This is a genomic window from Streptomyces sp. CC224B, from assembly GCF_030010595.1.
Classification (GTDB): Bacteria; Actinomycetota; Actinomycetes; order Streptomycetales; family Streptomycetaceae; genus Streptomyces; species Streptomyces longispororuber.
The window spans coordinates 1-21,919 of the sequence record NZ_JASCXL010000078.1 but is presented as its reverse complement, the minus strand read 5'-3'; the positions used below and the strand labels follow the sequence as shown (position 1 = coordinate 21,919).

The window sequence follows — 21,919 nt, the reverse complement described above, 5'->3', positions numbered from 1 at the left end:
CATGGACACCTTCGCGCTGGTCGTGACCATTGCGGTCGCGCTCGGATTTACGTATACGAACGGCTTTCACGATTCCGCGAACGCCATCGCCACGTCCGTCTCCACCCGTGCCCTGACGCCCCGCGCGGCGCTCGCCATGGCCGCGGTGATGAACCTCGCCGGTGCCTTCCTCGGCAGCGGCATCGCCAAGACCGTCAGCCAGGGGCTGATCGAGACGCCGCACGGCACGAAGGGGATGTGGATCCTCTTCGCCGGCCTCGTCGGCGCGATCGTCTGGAACCTGGTCACCTGGTACTTCGGGCTGCCGTCGTCGTCCTCGCACGCGCTGTTCGGCGGGCTCGTGGGGGCCGCGCTCGCCGGCGGCATCGACGTCATCTGGTCCGGCGTCGTCGAGAAGATCGTCATCCCCATGTTCATCTCGCCCGTGGTCGGCCTCGTGGTCGGCTACCTGGTGATGTGCGGGATCATGTGGCTGTTCCGGAAGTCCAACCCGCACAAGGCGAAGCGGGGCTTCCGGATCGCGCAGACCGTGTCGGCCGCGGGCATGGCCCTGGGCCACGGCCTCCAGGACGCGCAGAAGACCATGGGCATCGTGGTGATGGCGCTGGTCATCGCCGACGTCGAGGACGCGGGCGACCCCATCCCGGTGTGGGTGAAGATCTCCTGCGCGGTGATGCTCTCGCTCGGTACGTACGCCGGCGGCTGGCGCATCATGCGCACGCTCGGGCGGAAGATCATCGAGCTGGACCCGCCGCAGGGCTTCGCGGCGGAGACCACGGGCGCGGGGATCATGTTCACCACCGCCTTCATGTTCCACGCGCCGATCTCCACGACCCATGTGATCACCTCGGCGATCATGGGTGTGGGGGCGACCAAGCGGGTGAACGCCGTGCGGTGGGGCGTCGCCAAGAACATCATCCTCGGCTGGTTCATCACGATGCCCGCGGCGGCCGTCGTCGCCGCGCTGAGCTTCTGGGTGGTCAACCTCGCCTTCCTGTGAGGCGCGCCCCGGCGGCAGTGAGTGCCCCCGGTCCGGATCGGTCGACGATCCGGGCCGGGGGCACTTTCGTGTCCACGCGCCACGGGCCTACGTGGCGACGTACGCGCCGAAGTGCGCGGAGCCGTAGCCGCCGCCCAGGGAGAAGCTCCTGGCGCCGGTGCCGGTCACCCCGTCGGCGCCGGTCCGGAGCTGCCAGACCCGGCCGGCCCAGGTGTCCTCGCCGTTGCCGCCCACGTACACCTCGGGCGCGCCGTCCCTGTCGGCGTCGACGACGGTGACCGCCTCACCGAAGTGGTCCGACTTCTCGGAGGTGCTGGGCACCCCCTTGGAGTTCTGCGTGAGGACCTTGGCGCCCTCGGTGGTGACGCCGTCCTTGCCGCCGCGCAGCAGGGTGACCGAGCCGGACAGGGCCGTGTCCGCGGCGGTGGCGGACTCCCAGGAGGCGCCGACGAGGATGTCGCCGTAGCCGTCCTTGTCGAGGTCGCCGACGGCCAGGTCGGTGCCCCAGCGGTCGCCCTTCTCGTTGACGCCGGGGACGCCGGGGCTGTCCTGGTCGTAGCGGCGGGCGGGCAGCGTCCTGCTCACGCCGTCCGGGCCGCCGTAGGTGACGGTGATGCCGCCGTACATCTTGGCGTCGTACGCCTGCGGGGTGCCGACGAAGTCCTGGTAGCCGTCGCCGTTGAGGTCGCCGAAGGCGCCGCCGTGGCGGGCGTCGAGCCTGCCGCCGGGGACGAAGCCCGCGCGCGTGCCCTTGAGGAGGCGGGCCTGGAAGCCGTCGGCGGGCACGCGGCCGGTGCCCATGGCCACGACGTCGTCGACGCCGTCGCCGGTCATGTCGCCGATCCGCACACCGCTGGTGGCCACGCCGTCCTCGGCCGCGGTGTCCCGCCAGCCGGTGGCGGCCGGCGCGCCCGAGGTGCGGTCGAAGGGGCCGTACAGGGTGCCGAGGCCCCAGATGGCCCCGGCCTGCGGTCCGACCTGGGCGGCGCCGGCGATGTCCGCCTTGCCGTCGCCGTTGACATCACCGATCTTGTGCCAGCCGGAGCGGAAGGCGGGCGACTGCTCCGTGCCCTCGCCGGCCGGCACCTCGGTGCCCCCGGAGATGCCGTCCTTGCCGCCCCACAGCACCACCGGAGCGCCGGCGCCGCTGATCAGGAGGTCGTCGTAGCCGTCGTCGTCGAGGTCGCCGTGGCTCGCCTGGTGGCCCCAGCCGTTCTCCCCGGTCGTGGGCTCACCGGGGACGCCGGGGGTGGCGCGGCTGATGTGCTGCTGGGCGTCGTACCGCAGGCCGGTGGCGGAGCCGTACACGACGGAGACGAGCCCGGCCCGCTTCAGGCCGTCGACCGTGGCGTTGGGCGCCCCGACCGCCAGGTCCGGGTAGCCGTCGCCGTTGAAGTCGGCGGCGGCCTCGGCCGCGGGCGAGGCCGGGGCGGCGGGGGCGGCCTGGGCCGGGGCGGTGGCGCCCAGCAGGGCGGCCGTGCAGGCGGCGGCCGTCAGGAAGGTGGTTCTTCGCACGGGAGTTCCCCCTGGGGTGTGGCAGGCCGGTAGGCGTCCGTGGCCTGGTCCTGGTGCCGGGTTGACCACCGGAGGGACCGGATGGTTGGTGTGACGTGGGTTACGCCGGGCACGGGCGCCGGAGGCCGGGCAAGGGACGGGCCCGCCCCCCGGGAGCCAGGGGGCGGGCCCGTTTCATCCCCTGCGGTGGCACCGCCATGCAGCACCGCGGGGAGTCGGGGGCGGCTCAGCCGAAGCGGCCGGAGATGTAGTCCTCGGTGGCCTGGACCGACGGGTTGGAGAAGATGCGCTCCGTCTCGTCGATCTCGATGAGCTTGCCGGGCTGGCCGACGGCGGCGAGGTTGAAGAACGCCGTGCGGTCCGAGACGCGGGCGGCCTGCTGCATGTTGTGCGTCACGATGACGATCGTGAAGCGCTCCTTCAGCTCGCCGATCAGGTCCTCGATGGCCAGGGTGGAGATCGGGTCCAGGGCCGAGCAGGGCTCGTCCATGAGCAGGACCTGGGGCTCCACGGCGATGGCGCGGGCGATGCACAGGCGCTGCTGCTGGCCGCCGGAGAGGCCGGAGCCGGGCTTGTTCAGGCGGTCCTTGACCTCGTTCCAGAGGTTGGCGCCCCTGAGGGACTTCTCGACGACGTCGCTGAGCTCGGACTTCTTGTAGGAGCCGTTGAGCTTCAGGCCCGCGGCCACGTTGTCGAAGATCGACATCGTGGGGAAGGGGTTGGGGCGCTGGAAGACCATGCCGATGGTGCGGCGCACGTTCACGGGGTCGACGCCCGAGGCGTACAGGTCGTCGCCGTCGAGGAGGACCTTGCCCTCGACGCGGCCGCCGGGGGTGACCTCGTGCATGCGGTTCAGGGTGCGCAGGAAGGTGGACTTGCCGCAGCCGGAGGGGCCGATGAAGGCCGTCACCGAGCGGGGCTCGACCGTCATGGAGATGTCTTCGATGGCCTTGTGGGAGCCGTAGAAGGCGTTGAGGCCCGAGACGTCGATTCGCTTGGCCATGGGGATCACTGCTTTCGAGAAGTCTGCTGTTGGTCGCTGACGGCCCCACTCGGCGGAGCCGAATGAGGTCGCCTCAGCGACCGGTCTTCGGGGCCTTCCAGCGGGCGACGAGCCGGGCCAGGAGGTTGAGGATCATGATGAAGGCGATCAGGGCGAGCGCCGCCGCCCAGGCACGGTCGTAACCGGCCTGCGTACCGGACTGGTACTGCTGGTAGATGTACAGCGGCAGCGAGCCCTGGGGGCCGTCGAACGGGTTCGTGTTGATGAAGGGGTTGACCCAGACCAGCAGCAGCACGGGCGCGGTCTCGCCGGCGATGCGGGCGACGGCCAGCATGACGCCGGTGGTGATGCCGCCGATCGCGGTGGGCAGGACCACCTTCAGGATGGTGCGCCACTTCGGCACGCCGAGGGCGAGGGAGGCCTCGCGCAACTCGTTCGGTACGAGTTTCAGCATCTCCTCGGTGGAGCGCACGACCACCGGCATCATCAGGATGGACAGCGCCATGGCGCCGGCCCAGCCGGAGGAGTCGAAGCCCAGGATCAGGATCCAGAAGCTGAGGACGAACAGACCGGCGACGATCGATGGGATGCCCGTCATGACGTCGACGAAGAAGGTCACGGTCTTGGCGAGCTTGCCCCGTCCGTACTCGACCAGGTAGATCGCGGTGAGCAGGCCGATCGGCACGGCGATCAGGCAGGCGAGGCCCACCTGCTGGGCGGTGCCGACGATGGCGTGGTAGATGCCGCCGCCGGGCTCGTCGTCGGCGACGACGCCCATGGAGTGGCTCAGGAAGTAGCCGTCGAAGACCTTCACGCCCCGCTCGACGGTCTCGTAGACCAACGAGGCCAGCGGCACCACGGCCAGCAGGAACATCACCCACACCAGGGAGGTGGCGAGGCGGTCCTTGGCCTGGCGGGTGCCCTCGACGGAGGCGGAGAGGGCGTAGGAGGCGCCGATGAACAGCAGGGCGGCGATCAGGCCCCACTGCATGCGGGAGTCGAGGCCCGCGGCGAGGCCGACGCCCGCGGCGACGGCCACGGATCCGGCCGCGACGGCGTACGGGGTCCAGCGGGGCAGGCGGGCGGTGTTGAGGCCCGCGTGCTCGATGACAGGCGTGGTGCTCATGCGTTGGCCCCCGAGTACTCCTTGCGGCGGGCGATGATCAGCCGGGCCGCGCCGTTGACCAGCAGGGTGATGACGAACAGGACGAGGCCGGAGGCGATGAGGGCGTCGCGGCCGTACTCGCTGGCCTCACTGAACTTGCTGGCGATGTTCTGCGCGAACGTGCCGCCGCCGTAGTCGAGGACGGACGTCTGGATCACGAAGCTCGGGGAGAGCACGGTGGCCACGGCGATCGTCTCGCCGAGCGCGCGGCCGAGGCCCAGCATCGAGGCGGAGATGATGCCGGAGCGGCCGAAGGGGAGCACCGACATGCGGATGACCTCCCAGCGCGTGGCGCCGAGGGCCAGCGCGGCCTCCTCGTGCATCTTCGGGACCTGGAGGAAGACCTCGCGGCTCACGTTGGTGATGATCGGCAGGATCATGATCGCGAGCAGGATGCCGACGGTCATCAGGGAGCGCGGGGCGCCGCCCTCGTACTCGAAGATGCCGGTCCAGCCGAAGTAGTCGTCGAGCCAGGTGTAGAGGCCGGTGAGGTTCGGGGCGACCACGAGGGCGCCCCACAGGCCGTAGACGATCGAGGGCACGGCGGCCAGCAGGTCGATCACGTAGGCGATGGGGGCGGCCAGCCTGCGCGGCGCGTAGTGCGAGATGAACAGCGCGATGCCGATGGCCACGGGCACGGCGATGGCGAGCGCGATGATCGAGCTCACGATGGTGCCGAAGACCAGGACGGCGATGCCGAAGTAGGGCTTGCCGTCGTGGGCGACGCCCGCGGGGTCCCACTCGAAGGTGGTGAGGAAGTTGCCCTCGTTGTCCGCGAGCGCGACGGAGGCGCGGTAGGCGAGGAAGGTCGCGACGGCGGCCATGATGAGCAGCAGGGCGATGCCGGAGCCGCGGGAGAGGCCGAGGAAGATCCGGTCACCCGGGCGGGTGGCGCCGCGTGCGGCGCGCTTCTGCTCGGTGGTCGTGGGCTTGGCGTCCTCGACGTGCGAGGGCGGCGGAGGCGTGTCGGTGGGTATGTCCATGGGGTTCTCCGGTCTGCGGAGCCGGCCGTGCGGTCGGCGCGTGCGGCTCCAGGCGGCGGTGCACCGGACGGCGCGGCCCGCCGGGGTGGCGGGCCGCGCTCAGGTTCAGCTCAGGCCCTTGATGGTGTCGCGGACCTTGGTGATGATCTCGGTGGGCATCGGGGCGTAGGACTCGTCCTTGAGGAGGGCCTGGCCGTCCTCGGAGGCGATGTAGTTCAGGAAGGACTTCGTGGTGGCGAGGGTGTCCTTCTTGTTGTTCTTCTCGCAGACGATCTCGTACGTGACGAGGATGATCGGGTACGCGCCCTCGGCCGTGGGCTTGTAGTTCAGCTCCATGGCGAGGTCCTTGCCCTTGCCGACGACCTTGGCCTCGGCGATGGCCTTGGAGGCGTTGTCGACGGTGGCCTTGACCGGCGTCTTGGCGTCCGTCTTGATGTCGACGGTCTTGATGCCCTCGCTGGCGTACGACAGCTCCATGTAGGAGATGGCGCCCTCGGTCTGCTTCACCTGCTGGGCGACGCCGGAGGAGCCGCTCGCGGACTGACCGCCCTTGGCGGCCCAGCTCTTGCCCGGCTCGTGCGGCCAGGCGGAGGGGGCGGCGCCCTTGAGGTACTTGGTGAAGTTGTCCGTGGTGCCGGACTCGTCGGAGCGGTGGAAGGCCTGGATCTTGGTGCCGGGCAGGTCGGCCTTGGGGTTGAGCTTCTTGATCGCCTTGTCGTCCCAGGTCTTGATCTTGCCGTTGAAGATCTCGGCGATGGTCTCGGCGTCCAGGACCAGGCTGTCGACGCCCGGGACGTTGTAGCCGACCGCGATCGGGCCGCCGACCATCGGCAGGTCGATGGCCTGGCTGTCCTTGCAGACCTTCTTCGACTCGGCGATCTCGTCCGGCTTCAGGGCCGAGTCGGAGCCCGCGAAGGCGGTCTGGCCCTGGAGGAAGGAGGTGATGCCGGCGCCCGAGCCGTCCGGCTTGTACTGGAGCTGCACGTCCTTGCAGGCCGCGCGGTACTGCTTGACCCAGGCGTCGATCGCGCCCTTCTGCGCGGACGAGCCGGAGGCCATGAGCTGGCCCTTGGCCCCCTCACAGTCGATCTTGCTGTTGGCGGTGGTCTTCTCGCCGCCGTTGCTGTCGCCGGTGTCGTCCGAGCCGCACGCCGTGAGGGCCAGGGCGCCGGAGACGGCGAGAGCACCGAGGGTGAGGGCCCGCCGGTTCATGCGCTGAAGCTTCACTTTCGGGAGTTCCTTCCGGGAGCCGCCGGCCGTTGCCGGCCCGTCGTGGCGGCGTGCGAAGTGGTTCGGGTGGCCATGGCGGCCGATGATTCTCGACACGCGGTGCGGGGACGGCCCGGGCGGTCGCGCCGCGCATCACGTAAGGCCGAAATTAGGCAGAACAGGTGAAGCGGCTGATGGCCGTACATGAACGAGCGGTGAACCTACGCGGACTTTGTGGTGAGGTCACGGGCTGATTACGGCTACGGGCGCGTAAAGGGCTTGTGGGGCGCGCATCGATATTTTCGCGCCGGGAGCGTGCGCCGGGCTCGGTGTCACCGGGCCGCGCGGGGGTGCCGTGAGCGGGAGGCCGTCGTCCGGCGGTGCGCGTGGGGCGTCCCGTGCGCGTGAGTACGCGTGAGGCCGGGGAAAGGGGGCGGCGCCCGCTCAGGGCACCTGCTCCGGGGGCGCGCTCCGGCGGGCTCAGAGCGCCCCGGCGCCGCGCAGGGCGTCCAGGAGGACCGGCACGAGGTCGCTGTCCCGGAGCCGGGTGAGGCGGGCGCGGGTCTCGTCAGGGGGGAGCCAGCGCACGCGGTCGACCTCGGAGCTTGGCGTGAAATGGCCACCCGCGGATTCGGCGGCCCAGTAGTGGACCTCCTTGGGGCGGCCGTTGCTGAGGTAGCGGACCGTGGGCAGCGCGGGGCCGGGCACGCAGCGGTGGCCCGTCTCCTCCTCGACCTCGCGCAGGGCGCACGCAAGGAGGGTCTCGCCCGGCTGGAGCTTGCCTTTCGGCCAGGACCAGTCGTCGTACTTGGGCCGGTGCACCAGGCACAGCTCCAGGCCGCCCGGGGCGGTGGAGCGGCGCCACAGGAGGCAGCCCGCGGCGAGGACGGGCTCGGACTCGGGCTCGGGCTCGGGCTTGGGCTCGGGCTTGGGCTCGGACTTAGGCCTGGGCTCGGGCTCGGGCTCGGGCTCGGGGAGAGCCGCCGTCATCGGGGGGCCTCGGGGGGAGTCGGGGCTGCCTTGCGGGGTGCTCGGGCCGCTTGGGCCGACTGGGTCACTCGGGCCGACTGGGTCACTCGGGGCGCATAGGTTGCAAGGGCCGCTCGGGTCGCCGGGGTCACATGGGCCACCCAGGTCGCGTGGGTCGCTCGGGCCGTTCCGCGGCTCGCTCCGGCCCTCTCGTGCCTCACCCGGGCCGTCCTTCGGGGCCCGTGCGCCGCCTGCCGCGTCATGGTGCCGTGACCGCCTCCCGCAGCCAGGCCTGCTGGAACGTGAACCGCGCCGCCTCCACCTCGTGGCGCTGGTCCGCGTGCAGGACGCCGAGCGCGTACGCGGTGGCCGGGGCGATGCGGGGCGTCCGCGCGGCCGAGGCCGCCGCCGTCGCCGCGTCCGCCGCCTCCCGGTGCAGGTCCAGGGCCTGGCCCGCCTGGCCGAGGCGGGGGTCGCGCAGGGCGTCGCCGTGCAGGACCTCCTGGGCGTAGCGGTGCAGGCGCAGCAGGGAGCGGACCTTCAGCCAGGGCGCGTCCTGCGCCTCGGGGGCGGTGTCGGCGGCCAGGCCGTGCACGAGGGCCTCGGCGTTGTACGGGTGGCCCGCGCGCAGCAGCGGCAGCGCGGCGACGGCCTCCGCGAGCTGGGCCTCCGCCGCGGCGGCCAGCGGCTTCAGGTCGGTGTCCCGGGCCGGGTGGAGGGGGACCTCGCTGGCCAGGACGGCGACGGTGTCGGCGACGGCGTGGAAGCGGGAGGAGCCGAAGGCCTGGAGGGCCGCGGAGTGGGCCCGGGTGCGGGCCAGGGTGAGCTGCCGCTCCAGGAGGGCGGCGGCCTTGGCGGCGCCCACGGCCAGGTGCCCCGCGGGCTTCTTGGCCCCCTGCCCGGCCCTGGTGTCACCGGCGCGCGGTGGCGTGGGCTGCGTCCACCGCTCGCGCCCCGCGGGCCGGCTGCCCGCCGCGGAACCGGCCGGTACGGCGGGCGCGTCCGCCGGGGCCGGGACGGGGGCCGGGGTCGAGAGGCGGTGCAGGGCGCCGAGGAGCCGGTCGAGCCGGGCCGCGTACGCGTGCTCGCGGGCCAGGGTCCCGGAGAGCCAGGCCAGCTCGGGCCGGAGCGCTTCCGTCCACTCCTGGTCCAGGAGGGGGCGGAAGGTGTGCAGCGTGGCGCCGATGCGGCGCGCCGCGTGCCGCAGCGAGCGGGCCGCCGCCAGCGACTCCTCGGCTCCCTGCGCGTCCGTGGAGGACTCGCGGTGCAGCCGCAGCGAGCGGAGGAACGCGGTCGCCTGGTCCTGCAGGTAGACCGACAGGGCCTCGCCCGCCGTCATCTCATGGTGTTGCTGTGCCACGCCGGCGCCTCCGGGCGTCTATGAGCATCTCCTGTACGTTCCGCAGGGGCTGGCCGTCCGGGTCGGTGGCGTGCCGCGTCCAGTTGCCGTCCGCCCCCAGGTGCCACGAGGCCGTGGTGTCCGACATGCCGGTCTCCAGGAGCCGCCCGAGGGTGGCCCGGTGGGCCGGGGCCGTCACCTTGACCAGCGCCTCGATGCGGCGGTCGAGGTTGCGGTGCATCATGTCGGCGCTGCCGATCCACACCTCCGGCTCGCCGCCGTTGCAGAAGGCGAAGATCCGGGAGTGCTCCAGGAAGCGGCCGAGCACGGACCGCACGCGTATGTTCTCCGAGAGCCCCGCGACGCCGGGCCGGACGGCGCAGATGCCGCGCACCCACACGTCCACGGTGACGCCCGCCTGCGAGGCGCGGTACAGCGCGTCGATGACGGCCTCGTCGACGATCGAGTTGACCTTGATGCGGACGTAGGCGGGGCGGCCCGCGCGGTGGTGCTGTATCTCCCGGTCGACGCGGGCGATGAGGCCGTCGCGCAGCGAGCGGGGGGCCACGAGCAGCCGGCGGTAGGTCTCGCGCCGCGAGTAGCCCGACAGGCGGTTGAACAGGTCGGACAGGTCCGCGCCGACTTCCTGGTTCGCGGTGAGCAGGCCGAGGTCCTCGTACAGGCGGGCCGTCTTGGGGTGGTAGTTGCCGGTGCCCACGTGGGAGTAGCGCACGAGCTGGTCGCCCTCCTGGCGGACGACGAGCGACAGCTTGCAGTGGGTCTTGAGGCCGACGAGGCCGTACACGACGTGGCAGCCCGCCTCCTCCAGCTTGCGGGCCCACTTGATGTTGGCCTGCTCGTCGAAGCGGGCCTTCAGCTCGACCAGGACGAGGACCTGCTTGCCGGACTCGGCGGCGTCGATGAGCGCATCCACTATCGGGGAGTCGCCGGAGGTGCGGTACAGCGTCTGCTTGATGGCCAGCACGTTCTCGTCGGCGGCGGCCTGCTCCAGGAAGAGCTGCACGGACGTGGAGAACGAGTCGTACGGGTGGTGGAGCAGTACGTCGTGGCCGCCGCGCAGGGCGGCGAAGATGTCGGGCGCCGACGCCGACTCGACCTCGGCGAGGTCGCGGTGGGTGCCCGCGACGTACTTGGGGTACTTCAGCTCGGGCCGGTCCAGGCCCGCGATGGCGAACAGGCCGGTGAGGTCGAGCGGGCCCGGCAGCGGGTGCACCTCGGACTCGCTGACCTTCAGCTCCCGCATCAGCAGGTTGAGGACCTTGTCGTCGATGGACTCCTCGACCTCCAGGCGCACCGGCGGGCCGAAGCGGCGCCGCATGAGCTCCTTCTCCAGCGCCTTGAGGAGGTTCTCCGCGTCGTCCTCCTCGACCTCCAGGTCCTCGTTCCGGGTGAGCCGGAACATGTGGTGCTCCTTGATGTTCATCCCCGGGAACAGCTCCTGGAGGTGCCTGGGCGCGGCGATGACGTCCTCGATGGGGACGTACCGCTGCGGCGAGGCCTCCAGGAAGCGGGACAGGAGCGGCGGGACCTTGACGCGGGCGAAGTGCTCGTGGCCGCTGACCGGGTTCTCGATGACGACGGCCAGGTTCAGGGAGAGGCCCGAGATGTACGGGAAGGGGTGCGCGGGGTCCACGGCGAGCGGGGTGAGCACCGGGAAGATGCGCTGCATGAACAGCGTGTAGAGCCGGGACTGCTCCTTGTCGGTCAGCTCGTGCCAGCGCACCACGTGGATGCCCTCGTCGGCGAGGGCCGGCGCGACCTCTTCCTGGTAGCAGGCGGCGTGCCGGGCCATCAGCTCGCGCGAGCGGGTCCAGATCAGCTCCAGGACCTCGCGGGGCTGGAGCCCGGAGGCGGAGCGGGTGGCGACGCCGGTGGCGATGCGGCGCTTGAGCCCCGCGACCCGCACCATGAAGAACTCGTCCAGGTTCGAGGCGAAGATCGCGAGGAAGTTGGCCCGCTCCAGGAGCGGGGTGTCCGGGTCCTCGGCGAGCTCCAGGACGCGCTCGTTGAAGGCGAGCCAGCTCCGCTCCCGGTCCAGGAAGCGGCCCTGCGGCAGCGCGGCGCCCTCGTGCCCGGACGCGGCGTCCTCATCGTACCCGTCGAGGTCGGCGTCGAGGTCCGGGTCGAGGTCGGAGACGGTGGCCGCGAGGGTGTGCGGCCGGTGTGCGGCGAGGGAGCCGACGGAGGGCTGGGCGTGCCGGATGCCGTCGGCGTCGGGGCTCGTCGTGCGGTCGGTCTGCGCGGTGGGCTCGCTCATGGATCCATTCTTCCGCGCATGCCCCCCGGCAAGCGCGCCGGAGGACGAGGGCGCGGGACGGGCCCGGCCGTTCGGGCGCGCTGGGTCGGGCACGGGGGGCGGCTGCATTGCGTGAGCGTCGCAAGCCTGTCTGAATCATGGGTTACGCCGACATGACGCCTGGGAGTGCGCATGACGTCCCCCAGGCGTCCACCGGGCGTGCCGGATCAGGGCGTACGACGCCGCAGCACCGCGCACGCGGCGCACGCGGCCACCGCCGCGAGGGCGAGGACGATGCCGCACTCGATGAGCTGGGTGTACCAGAAGTGGGAGCGGGGAGGGAAGTCGGCCGGTGGCGGTGCCGCCCAGGGGGACGAGGTCCCGGAAGGGGGCGGCGTCAAGGGACGCCGCCCCCGGGTGCGAGTGCTCGTCCGGAGCGTCCCCGTCAGGACTCCGTGCGGTACATCAGGTCCGTCTCGTGCGTGGTGAAGCCGAGGCGCTCGTAGACGTTCACCGCCGCCTTGTTGTCCGCGTCCACGTACAGCATCGCCGTGGGCAGCCCGGCGGCGGCCAGGTGGCGCAGGCCGATCGCGGTGAGCGCCTTGCCGAGTCCGCCGCCCTGGGCGCCCGGCCGCACCCCGAGGACGTACACCTCGCCGAGTTGCTCGGCCGCGTGCACCTTCGTCCAGTGGAAGCCGACCAGCTCGGCGCCGCCGTCCGCGGTCACGCGCTCGGCGAGGAAGAAGCCGGCCGGGTCGAACCACGGCTCCGCCTTGCGGTCGTCGAGGTCGCGCTGGGTCAGCGAGCCCTGCTCGGGGTGGTGCGCGAACGCCTCGGCGTTCACCGCGAGCCACGCCGCGTCGTCCTGGCCGGGGACGAAGGCGCGGACGCGGACGCCGTGCGGCAGCACCGGCTCGGGCAGCTCCAGATCGGCCAGCGGCCGCCGCATCTGGCGCAGTTCGCGGAACAGGGTGAGCCCCAGGACCTGCGCCAGGTGCCGCGCGGCGGAGTGCCCGCCGTGCGCCCACGCCCGCAGCCGCCTGCCCGACTCGTGGAGCAGCGCGGTCCCCAGGGCACGCCCGTGGCCGTGCCCCCGGTGCCCGGGCCGCACCACGAGCTCGGCGGCCGGGGCCTCCACGGGGTCGGTGTCCTCGAGCTGCGCGTACCCCAGGAGTTCACCGCCGACGGTGAGCAGCAGATGCCGTACGCCGTCCCGGGCCCCGCCCCGCAGTTGCAGCCGCCCCTGCTCGGACACGGCCTGCTGACCATCGGTACGGGCGGCATCCGCGAGAAGCCCGAGCACGGCGTCCGCCTGCTCGGCCGTGAGCGCGTCGTAGGTGTCGATCTGGCGAAGGGCGGGGCCCCTGGCGGGCTGCTGGTCTGTCATGGATCCGAGGGTAAGACGAAGCCACCGGCCGAAGACACAGCCCGCCGGGCGAGGATGAGCGCGCGGCGCGAGCGGTTTGTGTGTGGGGGCGGCGCGCGATGCCGACGGCAGCCAGGGGAGAACAGCCCGTCCGGCGTTTGAGGACGAGCGCGGAGCGCGATCGGTCGGGACAGGAGAGGCGCGCGATGCCGCCCGCGGCCAGCGGGAGAACAGCCCGTCCGGCGTTTGAGGACGAGCGCGCAGCGCGACAGCCCCGCCCAAGGCGCCCCCGCCAGCCCAAGGCGCCCCCGCCAGCGAAAGGCAACCAGGACGTAACCCCCGGGCCCCTGTTGCGCTACGCGCGTTGACCTTAGGCTTCGGCACGGCCCCAGTCGTCCACACCACCCCAGGGGATTTCGTGTCAGCCACCTCCCAGCCACGCAGGCCCCGGCGCAGAACCGCCCGTGTCCTCGCCGTCACGGCGGGCCTCGCCACCGTCGGCGCGCTCGCCGCCGCGCTGCCCGCCACCGCGGGCCAGGAGCAGGGACAGCAGCAGGGACAGGACCGGATGGCGGCCGTGGGCCACCACGGCACCAAGCGCACGGTCGACGTACAGCTCCTGTCCTTCAACGACTTCCACGGCAACCTCCAGACGCCCGCGGGCTCCTCGGGCCAGGTCGTCGAGAAGCAGCCGGACGGCACGGAGAAGAAGATCGACGCGGGCGGCGCCGAGTACCTGGCGACGTCCCTGCGCACCGCCCGCAAGGGCCACCCGTACTCCGTCACCGCGGCGGCCGGCGACCTCATAGGCGGGAGCCCGCTGCTCTCCGGGCTCTTCCACGACGAGCCGACCGTCGAGGCCCTGAACAAGATGGACCTCGACGTCTCCAGCGTCGGCAACCACGAGTTCGACGAGGGCGCGACGGAACTGGCCCGCATCCAGAACGGCGGCTGCCACCCCAAGGACGGCTGCTACGAGAAGGACGAGCACGGCAAGCCGAAGAAGTTCGAGGGCGCCGACTTCCCCTACCTCGCGGCGAACGTCACGAAGGAGAAGACCGGCAAGCCCCTCCTCAAGCCCTATTGGGTGTGGAAGCACAAGGGCGTGAAGATCGGCTTCATCGGCCTGACCCTGGAGGGCACCCCGGACATCGTCTCGGCCGAGGGCATCAAGGGCCTGAAGTTCCACGACGAGGTCGAGACGATCAACAAGTACGCCAAGGTCCTCGACAGGCAGGGCGTGAAGTCGATCGTCACCCTCGTCCACGAGGGCGGCTCCCCGGCCAGCCAGGCGTACAACTACGACTGCGACTCGCCGGGCGCGGGCGACGGCATCTCCGGCCCGATCGCCGCGATCGCCAAGGCCGCCTCGCCCAAGGTCGACGCGTTCGTCACCGGTCACACGCACCAGGCGTACGTCTGCACCATCCCGGACCCGGCGGGCAAGCCGCGCATGGTCACGTCGGCGTCGTCGTACGGGAAGCTCTACACCGACACGACCCTGACGTACGACCGCAGGACCAAGGACATCGTGCGCACCAGCGTGAAGTCCGCGAACCACGTCGTCAGCCGGACGCAGCCCAAGGCCGCCGACATGACGCGCCTGATCGACCGCTGGAACAAGCTGGCCGCGCCGATCGCGGACAGGCCGGTCGGCTACATCTCCGGCGACATCCCCGGCCGCGGCGCCGCGACGCCCGAGTCCCCGCTCGGCGACCTCATCGCCGACGCGCAGCTCGCGCACGCCAAGTCCCTCGACCCGAAGGCCGTGCTCGCCCTGATGAACCCGGGCGGCATCCGCTCCGACCTCGTCCACAAGGCGAGCGGCGGCGAGGGCGACGGCGTCGTGACGTACGGCGAGGCGTTCACCGTGCAGCCCTTCAGCAACACCGTGAACCTCGTCGACCTCACCGGTGCGCAGCTCCTGACCGCGCTGCGCCAGCAGGTCAGCGGCTCGAACGAGGCCTCCCCGAAGATCCTCCAGGTCTCCGCGGGCCTCACGTACACGCTCGACCTGACCAAGTCCGGCGCGGACCGCGTCGTCACGGACTCGGTGCGGCTCAACGGCGAGCCGCTGGACCCGAACGCCACCTACCGCGTCGCGATGAACTCCTTCCTCGCGGGCGGCGGCGACGGCTTCACCGAGCTGGGCAAGGGCACCAAGCCGCTGGTCGGCGCGGACGACCTGAAGGCCCTCAACGACTACTTCGCCGCGAACTCCTCGGCCGGCAAGCCGATCGCGCCGCCCAAGGCGGACCGCATCACCGTGGTGAAGTAGCGCCGTAGCTCCTTAGCGGCTGTGAAGTAACTCTCCGCAAAGAGGCTTGGGGTGGGGTGTGAACGTGTGGTGAGATCGACCGATGCGTTCCCCCCACCGCATAGCCCCACCCGATCCTTCCGCTTCCCCGCACTCCCCACCCCCCGCCGCCCGGCCCAACCCGTACGACGAACTGGCCGAGCTCGCGCGGCACCCGCTGGACGACTTCCTCAAGGACACCGACGACGCCGCGGACGCCTCGGAAGTCCCGGAGGTCCCGGACACCGACAGCCGCGAGAACCGCGGGAACGGTGCAAGCGGCAGCGCAGGCCGGACCGGTCGGACCGGCCGGACCGAGCGGCGTGACGAGGACGAAGAGCCCTGGTCACCCCCCAACCACCGGCGCGGCAGCCGCCGTCGGCGGAACCGGTTCGCCGGGCTCCCGCTCGCCGCGAAGCTCCTGGTCGCGCTCGCCGTCGGGACCGCCTTCCTCGTCCTCGCCGACCGCTGGGCCCTCCTCTACGCCGAGCACGAGGCCGCCGACCGGCTCAAGGGCCCCCTCGGCCTGAGCGCGGCGCCCGAGGTCGACATCGAGGGCTTCCCCTTCCTCACGCAGGTCCTCGACCAGCGCCTCGACGAGGTGCGGGTCACCGTCCCGGACGTGGCGGCCGACCGCGTCTCACTCGCGAAGGTGTCCGCGACCGCGAAGGACATCACCCTCAAGGGCGCGGGCCCCACCTCCCTGACGGGCGCCGTCATCGACAGCATGCGCGGCGAGGTGCTGCTGTCCTTCGACGACCTGAACCGCGAACTCGGCGCCTCCCAGGTCACCTTCACCGGCCGCGGCCGTGACCAGGTGCTCGCGCGCGGCACGCTGCCCGTCGCCGGGCACGACCTGAAGGTGCGGGCCGACGCGCACATCGAGCGCATCGGCGAGCGCGGCATCGCCACCGACATCGACCGGATGCGGCTCGACATCGGCGACCTCGCCACGTACCGGCCCGGCGCGAAGCCCTCCGAGGGCCTGCACCTCAGCCGCGCGTCCGCCGCGCGGGTGGCCCGCGAGTCGGACCGGGCGAAGGCGCTCCTCGCGGTGCCGGCGGTCGCGCGGCGGCTCGGCGTACCGGACTCCGCCGTCCGCGAGGCGCTGCGCGGCGACGCCGAGCTGAACGACCTGACCGGCTCGCCCCGGTTCGTGGACGACGTGATGCGCCTGAACCTCCTGGACGTGGCAAGGGAACACCCCGAACTCCTGCGCCGCCTGGGCCTGGACCCCGCCCTCCTCAAGGGCCTCGAAGGCCTCACCCGCCCCGTCCTCACCGACCGCCTCTCCCTGGCCTTCCAACTCCCGCAGCTACCGGGCGAGGGAGCGCTACGCCTGCGCGACGTCACCGTGCACCAGGGCGGAATCCGCGTCGTAGTCGAGGGCTACGGCATCGGCTTCGGCACGTGAGGCGCGGGGCGCGCGACAGGTCCCGACGCCCTGGGCCCGCGCCGCACGTGACACACCCCGCGCGCGGGGCGTGAGGCGCGTCAGCCGGAGACCAGAACCGGAGCCGAGGGCTCCTGACTTCCACCCCGGCACGCCGTGCGGGAATCCGGGGAAAGCCGTGTAATCGAGGCTCCGTCCCGGCGTCATACATGACGTAGACGAACCCGACGAAGGGCCGCCGGATGGACGAGCGTGAACGGTTCGCCGAGTTGTACCGCACCTGCCACCCGTACGTCCTGCGCTACCTCGCCCGGCGCCTTCCGCCCGACGCGGTGGAGGACGTCTGCGCTGACGTCTTCGTCCGCGCCTGGCACGCCCGGTCGCAGCAGCGCGGCGGCGATCCCCTGCCCTGGTTGTACACCATCGCCCGGCGGCAGGTCGCCGATCACCTGGCACGGCACGATCGCGCCCAGGGCTCGCTCGACCTGCTGCGGACGGTGTGGCGGGACGCCATGGCGCAGTCGGCGGAGGACGGCGCGATCGACCGCATCCACGCCTACCACGCCCTCGCCGCGCTCTCGCCCGCCGACCGCGAGGCACTGATGCTCACGACGTGGGACGGCCTCACTCCGGCCGAGGCCGCCTCGGTGACGGGGTGCAACCGCGTCGCCTTCCTCGTCCGCCTCCACCGTGCGCGGAAGCGGCTCGCCCAGCTCCTGACGTCCCCTGCCCGCCGGCCCGTCCGCCCCGAGAGGACCCGCACATGACGCTGCCTCCCGACCCCGCCACGAACCTCGACACCTCTGCCGTCGGCACACGCGTGGAAGCGCGCGTCCTGGCCCGCGTCGAGGGCGCCGACGACGTGCGGGAAGCCGCCGCGCCGGCGTGCAACGCCGTACGCCGGCGGATCGTCATCGGTACGGCCGCCGCGGCCGTCGCGGCGGCGGCCACCGCCGTGGTCCTCGGTGACGTGCCCCGCCGGGACCGCGCGGACGCCTACCGGTACGTCGCCTCCGTGACCCCTCCGGTCCTGCGGCTCACCCCGACACCCCAGTCAGCCGGGCGCACCCTGCTCGACCTCGCCGCGAAGGTGGAGAAGCAGCCTGCGCCGCATCCCTCGGAGTGGATCTACACGAAGACCTGGGGGTGGTCCCTCAACATCGACGCCGACGCGCCGCTGGGTGCCGCGACAGCCGCGGTGCCCACCGTGTCGGAGCAATGGATCAACAAGGACGGCTCCGGGCGGGACCGGTCCGCGTTCGGCGAACCGCTGTTCCCCCACCCCGAGACCGAAGCGGCGGCCCGCGAGCGCGGCCTGGTCGCGGGAACCGGGGTGACGGACGAGCGCTACGGTCCCGGCCACTACGACGCTCCCCGGCCCGTCCCCGACGATCCGCACGCCCTCGCGAAACTCATCAGGACGAAGTCGTCGGCGGTGGAGGAGAACGGACGCCGCGAGCTCCTTGTCGCCCTGGCCGCATGGGCGGGTGAGGGAAAGATGGGCGGTGACAGCGCACAGCACCTGTCCGGGGCGCGACGCGCGACGATGCTCCGCGTGCTGGCCGAGCCCGACCGGTACTTCGACTTCGGGCCCTCGGACGCGGACCGGGACGGAGAGGGGTACGGCCCGCTGCGGACGTACACGACGCGTACGTGGCAGGGCCAGGAGGCACTGGCCGTGGTGACACAGCAGAAGCCGGGCCACGACCCCGCACACCCGAAGCACTACTCACGCGAGACGCTGCTGATCAGCCCCGACACGGGGGCCGTCATGGGCAGCGAGGAGGCGATCTTCGGAGACCCGCTGAAAATCAACGTCAAGCAGGTCCCGGCCACGCTGTCCGTACGCGAAACCCTGACACGGCAACCCGTACGAGCCGAAGGAGCGAGGCCGTAGGATCACGACGTGGGCCGGAGGAACCCTTACCGTTCCTCCGGCCCCGCTCATGCGCCGCCTGCCTGGTACCTCACCTGCGGCAGGCCTCGAATTGGTCCGCCTTGTCGTTGTTCTCGTCCCCGACGTAGGAGGACTTCGTCCACGGTCTCTCGGTCCACATCAGGCGGTTCGGACCGTCCGCCTGCCACACCTTGACGATCATGCCCCAGTGGGAGATGTTCCTCGTGGTGTTGACCCACGACGAGGTGCGGTTCTTGAAGTCGTAGTCCTTGAACTTGACGGCGTCCTGGCAGTGCGCGTGGTTCCACTGCAGTCGGCGCCCGCCGAAGTCCTCGTGCTGGTAGAAGCAGTACCAGCGGTTGTCGTCCTGACCGGCCGGGCATCCCTCCCAGTCGGCCAGGGTCTCAGGTGCGTCGATGCCGACGGCTCGCATCGCCGGCCCACTGGAAGGCGGGGCGGTGTCCTGCCCGGGCAGCGGCAGTGTGAGGAGAGCGCCAGTGCCGGGGAAGGCGATCTCGTTCGCCGATACCTGTCGGCCGCCCAGCGAGTTGGCGAGACCGGCCTCGACCTCGGACTGCAGATCCTGGCGCTGGTCGGGTGTGAGGGAACGGACGGCGGGCCGCTCATCGGCCTGCGCCACGGAGGGAAGCGCGGCGGAGGGACCGTCGGCTGCGGCCGCGCTGACGCCGAGAGTCGCCAGGGCGACGGTCGCCGTGGCGGCCCCGATGGCTCTCCTGGTTAATCCGTGCACGATTTTCTCCTTCCGCGCCGCCGGGCCTTCCGAGCGGCGCGGGTACAGCCAACCACTCTGCAAGTAAGAGCGGATCGTGCTGAGCAGAGTTGGCGGTAAGTCGTTGCTTGAACAAGATGGGTCAATTCCGCATCGCTGATGCGGATGACCCGGTATTCAACTTCTTATAGTTTGGCAAAGGAGAGGCGACCACGGGCTCGGCAATGCGCAGGTGTGATCCTCTGTACCGTCCGACGGAAAAATTTGCATGTCATCTGCTGCGGGGTTCACGAGTTGTGATCCACAACGGGTGTATTCCGTTTCTCTGTTCCGTGGTACGTAACCGGAGAAGGGGAGTGCTGCGCTACGTGAGGTTCGCTGCGGAAGTCCGCTGTGTCACCGGTTGAATCCCGGGATGTCACGGCCGACAGGCGGAATTCTCGGCCATTCCCGGCAGTGACGTCCCGCTCAGGCTCAAGGAGCCGCCGGTGGTGGTGTCGGGGCTCCTGGCAGGCGGACCGTCACCACCGTTCCGGGGCCGGGGGCCGGGCCCAGGGAGACCTCGCCGCCCGCCTGGCGCACCGCGCGGGCCACGATCGACAGGCCCAGGCCGGAGCCGGGGAGGCTGCGGGCGGAGGGGGAGCGCCAGAAGCGGTCGAAGACGTGGGGCAGTTCGTCCGCGGGGATGCCGGGGCCGTGGTCCCGTACCGTCAGGACGCCGTCCTTCAGGGCGACCTCGACGGCCGAGCCCGGAGGGCCGAACTTCACCGCGTTGTCGAGGATGTTGACGATGGCCCGCTCCAGGGCGGGCGGCTCCGCCCGGACGTACCAGGGCGACAGGTCCGCCGAGAACGTCAGGTCCGGGCCGCGCAGCCGGGCCCGCTCCAGGGCCGCGTCCACGATCTCGTGCAGGGCGACGACCTGCACCTTCGCCCCCGGCGCCGCGTCCGGCCGGGAAAGCTCCTGCAAGTCGCCGATGAGAGCGGCCAGTTCGGTCATCTGCGCCTTCACGGAGGTGAGCAGCGCCTTGCGGTCGTCGGGCGGGATCGCCCGCCCCGTCTCGTCACTGCGCGCGAGGAGCTCGACGTTCGTCCGCAGCGAGGTGAGAGGCGTGCGCAGCTCGTGCCCCGCGTCCGCGATGAGCTGCTGCTGGAGGTCCCGCGAGGACGCGAGCGCCGAGGTCATCGCGTTGAAGGAACGGGAGAGCCGGGCGATCTCGTCGTCACCGGCGCCGTCCGTGGGCAGGCGCAGGCTCAGGTCCTCGGTACGGGCCACGTGCTCGACCGCGGCGGTGAGCTCGTCCACGGGCCGCAGCCCGGCCCGGGCCACCCACAGACCTGCGGCCCCGGCCCCGACGACACCGGCCCCGGCGACGAGCGAGAGCACCAGGACCAGGTTGCTGAGGGTGTCCTGCACCTCGTCGAGGGGGCGGGCCACGGAGACGGCGTACGGAAGACCGGACAGCGGGTAGGTGTAGACGCGGTACTTGTCCCCGTTCACCGCGGTCGCGTCGTGGAAGGCCTCCGGTCGCTCACGCTGCGCCACCTCGGTGTCCGCCACCTTGAGCTCGATCCGCTGCTGGCCGAAGATGATGCAACTGCCGCCCCGTTGGTCGGCCACCATGACGGTCTGCTTGTACAGGTCGGGCCGGTCGCCGTCCTTGACGATCGACTGACGGCATCGTCCGTCGGCGTAGATCGCGTCCCGGACGAACTCGTCGGATACCCGCTTCTCGCTCAGCGCGTCGTCCATCGAGCTGATCAGTGTGTTCCGTACGACGAACCAGCAGGCCACCGCAGCCGCCGCGACGGCCGCGGCCACCGCCGTCGCCACGAGCAGCGCGAGCCGCGAGCGCAGCGGGAGCACCCGGTAGCGGCGTAGCACGGGGTTCACTCGCGCCCGCCGTTCCCCGTGCCGTCCGCGCGCAGCACGTACCCGACGCCCCGCACCGTGTGCACCAGGCGCGGCTCGCCGCCCGCCTCGGTCTTGCGGCGCAGGTACATGACGTACACGTCGAGGGAGTTGGACGACGGCTCGAAGTCGAAGCCCCACACCGCCTTGAGGATCTGCTCGCGGGTGAGCACCTGGCGCGGGTGCGCGAGGAACATCTCCAGGAGCGTGAACTCGGTACGGGTCAGCTCCACCGTGCGCGAGCCGCGCGTGACCTCGCGGGTGGAGAGGTCCATCCGCAGGTCGCCGAAGGTGAGGACGTCGCTCTCCGCGGTCCGCCCGGCGGCCGCCGCGTACGAGCTGCGGCGCAGCAGCGCGCGGATGCGGGCGAAGAGCTCGTCCAGCTCGAAGGGCTTGACCAGGTAGTCGTCCGCGCCCGCGTCCAGGCCGGTGACGCGGTCGCCGACCGTGTCGCGGGCGGTCAGCATCAGGATGGGCGTCGTCGACCCGGTGGCGCGGAGCCTGCGGGCCGCGGTCAGGCCGTCCATGCGCGGCATCTGGATGTCCAGGACGACGAGGTCGGGGCGGTACGCGGCCGCCTTCTCCAGGGCGTCCGCGCCGTCCACGGCGACCTCGGTGCCGTAGCCCTCGAAGGCGAGGCTGCGCTGGAGCGCCTCGCGTACGGCGGGCTCGTCGTCCACGATCAGGATCCGCTGCGGGTCGCCTTCGGCGGGGCTCATGGGTGTGTCTTCCTCGGGTACGGGGTGGTCGGGGCCGCTATCAGCGTCGCACGGGCCCGCGCGGGGCGCCCCGGTCCCGCCCCTTTGTCCAAACCAGGGGCTGCCGCCCCTGGACCCCGCTTTTTCGGCGCTCCGCGCCTCGTCCTCAAACGCCGGACGGGCTGAAA

Annotated in this window: 18 protein-coding genes; 5 read left to right on the top strand and 13 right to left on the bottom strand. The window is 71.8% G+C overall.

Annotation, left to right across the window (positions count from 1 at the left end; genetic code table 11):
• Position 1 precedes the first annotated feature (1 nt).
• Positions 2–1,000, top strand: coding sequence for an inorganic phosphate transporter (locus tag QK440_RS27635; RefSeq protein WP_282795949.1), 999 nt, complete (start codon positions 2–4; stop codon positions 998–1,000).
• Between the two features lie 87 nt (positions 1,001–1,087).
• Here the strand turns inward: QK440_RS27635 and QK440_RS27630 are convergent, their stop codons facing one another.
• The 10 genes from QK440_RS27630 to mshD all read right to left on the bottom strand — a co-directional run bounded on the left by QK440_RS27630 (position 1,088) and on the right by mshD (position 12,827).
• Positions 1,088–2,515 (bottom strand): integrin alpha, encoded by a 1,428-nt coding sequence (locus QK440_RS27630; RefSeq protein ID WP_282795948.1) that lies wholly within the window; start codon positions 2,513–2,515, stop codon positions 1,088–1,090.
• Positions 2,516–2,741: 226 nt separating this feature from the next.
• Positions 2,742–3,518 (bottom strand): phosphate ABC transporter ATP-binding protein PstB, encoded by a 777-nt coding sequence (gene pstB / locus QK440_RS27625; protein WP_282795947.1) that lies wholly within the window; start codon positions 3,516–3,518, stop codon positions 2,742–2,744.
• Positions 3,519–3,591: 73 nt separating this feature from the next.
• The gene (pstA, locus tag QK440_RS27620; protein ID WP_282795946.1) at positions 3,592–4,644 is read right to left on the bottom strand and encodes a phosphate ABC transporter permease PstA; all 1,053 of its coding nucleotides are present in this window, start codon (positions 4,642–4,644) and stop codon (positions 3,592–3,594) included.
• The gene (pstC, locus tag QK440_RS27615) at positions 4,641–5,666 is read right to left on the bottom strand and encodes a phosphate ABC transporter permease subunit PstC (RefSeq protein ID WP_282795945.1); all 1,026 of its coding nucleotides are present in this window, start codon (positions 5,664–5,666) and stop codon (positions 4,641–4,643) included. Before pstC ends, pstA begins: the two co-directional genes overlap by 4 nt.
• Positions 5,667–5,771: 105 nt before the next feature.
• The gene (gene pstS / locus QK440_RS27610; RefSeq protein WP_282795944.1) at positions 5,772–6,893 is read right to left on the bottom strand and encodes a phosphate ABC transporter substrate-binding protein PstS; all 1,122 of its coding nucleotides are present in this window, start codon (positions 6,891–6,893) and stop codon (positions 5,772–5,774) included.
• 462 nt (positions 6,894–7,355) lie between these two features.
• Positions 7,356–7,865, bottom strand: coding sequence for an NUDIX hydrolase (locus tag QK440_RS27605; protein ID WP_282795943.1), 510 nt, complete (start codon positions 7,863–7,865; stop codon positions 7,356–7,358).
• A gap of 238 nt (positions 7,866–8,103) precedes the next feature.
• Positions 8,104–9,183, bottom strand: a complete 1,080-nt coding sequence (locus QK440_RS27600; protein WP_282795968.1) for a CHAD domain-containing protein — start codon at positions 9,181–9,183, stop codon at positions 8,104–8,106.
• A gap of 1 nt (position 9,184) precedes the next feature.
• Positions 9,185–11,461, bottom strand: coding sequence for an RNA degradosome polyphosphate kinase (locus QK440_RS27595; RefSeq protein WP_282795942.1), 2,277 nt, complete (start codon positions 11,459–11,461; stop codon positions 9,185–9,187).
• Between the two features lie 206 nt (positions 11,462–11,667).
• Positions 11,668–11,841, bottom strand: coding sequence for a hypothetical protein (locus QK440_RS27590; protein WP_282795941.1), 174 nt, complete (start codon positions 11,839–11,841; stop codon positions 11,668–11,670).
• Positions 11,842–11,885: 44 nt separating this feature from the next.
• Positions 11,886–12,827, bottom strand: a complete 942-nt coding sequence (gene mshD, locus QK440_RS27585) for a mycothiol synthase (RefSeq protein WP_282795940.1) — start codon at positions 12,825–12,827, stop codon at positions 11,886–11,888.
• Positions 12,828–13,224: 397 nt separating this feature from the next.
• On the opposite strand from mshD, the gene QK440_RS27580 reads away from it, so the two are divergent.
• From QK440_RS27580 to QK440_RS27565, 4 genes are all read left to right on the top strand, one after another.
• A complete protein-coding gene (locus QK440_RS27580; protein ID WP_282795939.1) occupies positions 13,225–15,084 on the top strand; it encodes a bifunctional metallophosphatase/5'-nucleotidase in 1,860 nt (619 codons plus the stop codon).
• Between the two features lie 82 nt (positions 15,085–15,166).
• Entirely contained in the window at positions 15,167–16,516 is a 1,350-nt protein-coding gene (locus tag QK440_RS27575; RefSeq protein ID WP_282795938.1) for a DUF2993 domain-containing protein, read from the top strand.
• 221 nt (positions 16,517–16,737) lie between these two features.
• Positions 16,738–17,262: a sigma-70 family RNA polymerase sigma factor gene (locus QK440_RS27570; protein WP_282795937.1), complete on the top strand. Its 525-nt coding sequence runs from the start codon at positions 16,738–16,740 to the stop codon at positions 17,260–17,262.
• A complete protein-coding gene (locus QK440_RS27565) occupies positions 17,259–18,392 on the top strand; it encodes a hypothetical protein (protein ID WP_282795936.1) in 1,134 nt (377 codons plus the stop codon). Before QK440_RS27570 ends, QK440_RS27565 begins: the two co-directional genes overlap by 4 nt.
• A 70-nt stretch (positions 18,393–18,462) precedes the next feature.
• Here QK440_RS27565 and QK440_RS27560 read toward each other — a convergent pair whose 3' ends face one another.
• The 3 genes from QK440_RS27560 to QK440_RS27550 all read right to left on the bottom strand — a co-directional run bounded on the left by QK440_RS27560 (position 18,463) and on the right by QK440_RS27550 (position 21,752).
• On the bottom strand, positions 18,463–19,143 hold the full coding sequence (locus tag QK440_RS27560) for a peptidase inhibitor family I36 protein (RefSeq protein ID WP_282795935.1): 681 nt from the start codon (positions 19,141–19,143) through the stop codon (positions 18,463–18,465).
• A 453-nt stretch (positions 19,144–19,596) separates the two neighbouring features.
• Positions 19,597–21,015 carry a HAMP domain-containing sensor histidine kinase gene (locus QK440_RS27555; protein ID WP_282795934.1) on the bottom strand — a complete coding sequence of 473 codons (1,419 nt, stop codon included), beginning with the start codon at positions 21,013–21,015 and terminating at the stop codon, positions 19,597–19,599.
• Positions 21,012–21,752, bottom strand: a complete 741-nt coding sequence (locus QK440_RS27550; protein WP_282795933.1) for a response regulator transcription factor — start codon at positions 21,750–21,752, stop codon at positions 21,012–21,014. Before QK440_RS27550 ends, QK440_RS27555 begins: the two co-directional genes overlap by 4 nt.
• Positions 21,753–21,919: the final 167 nt, after the last annotated feature.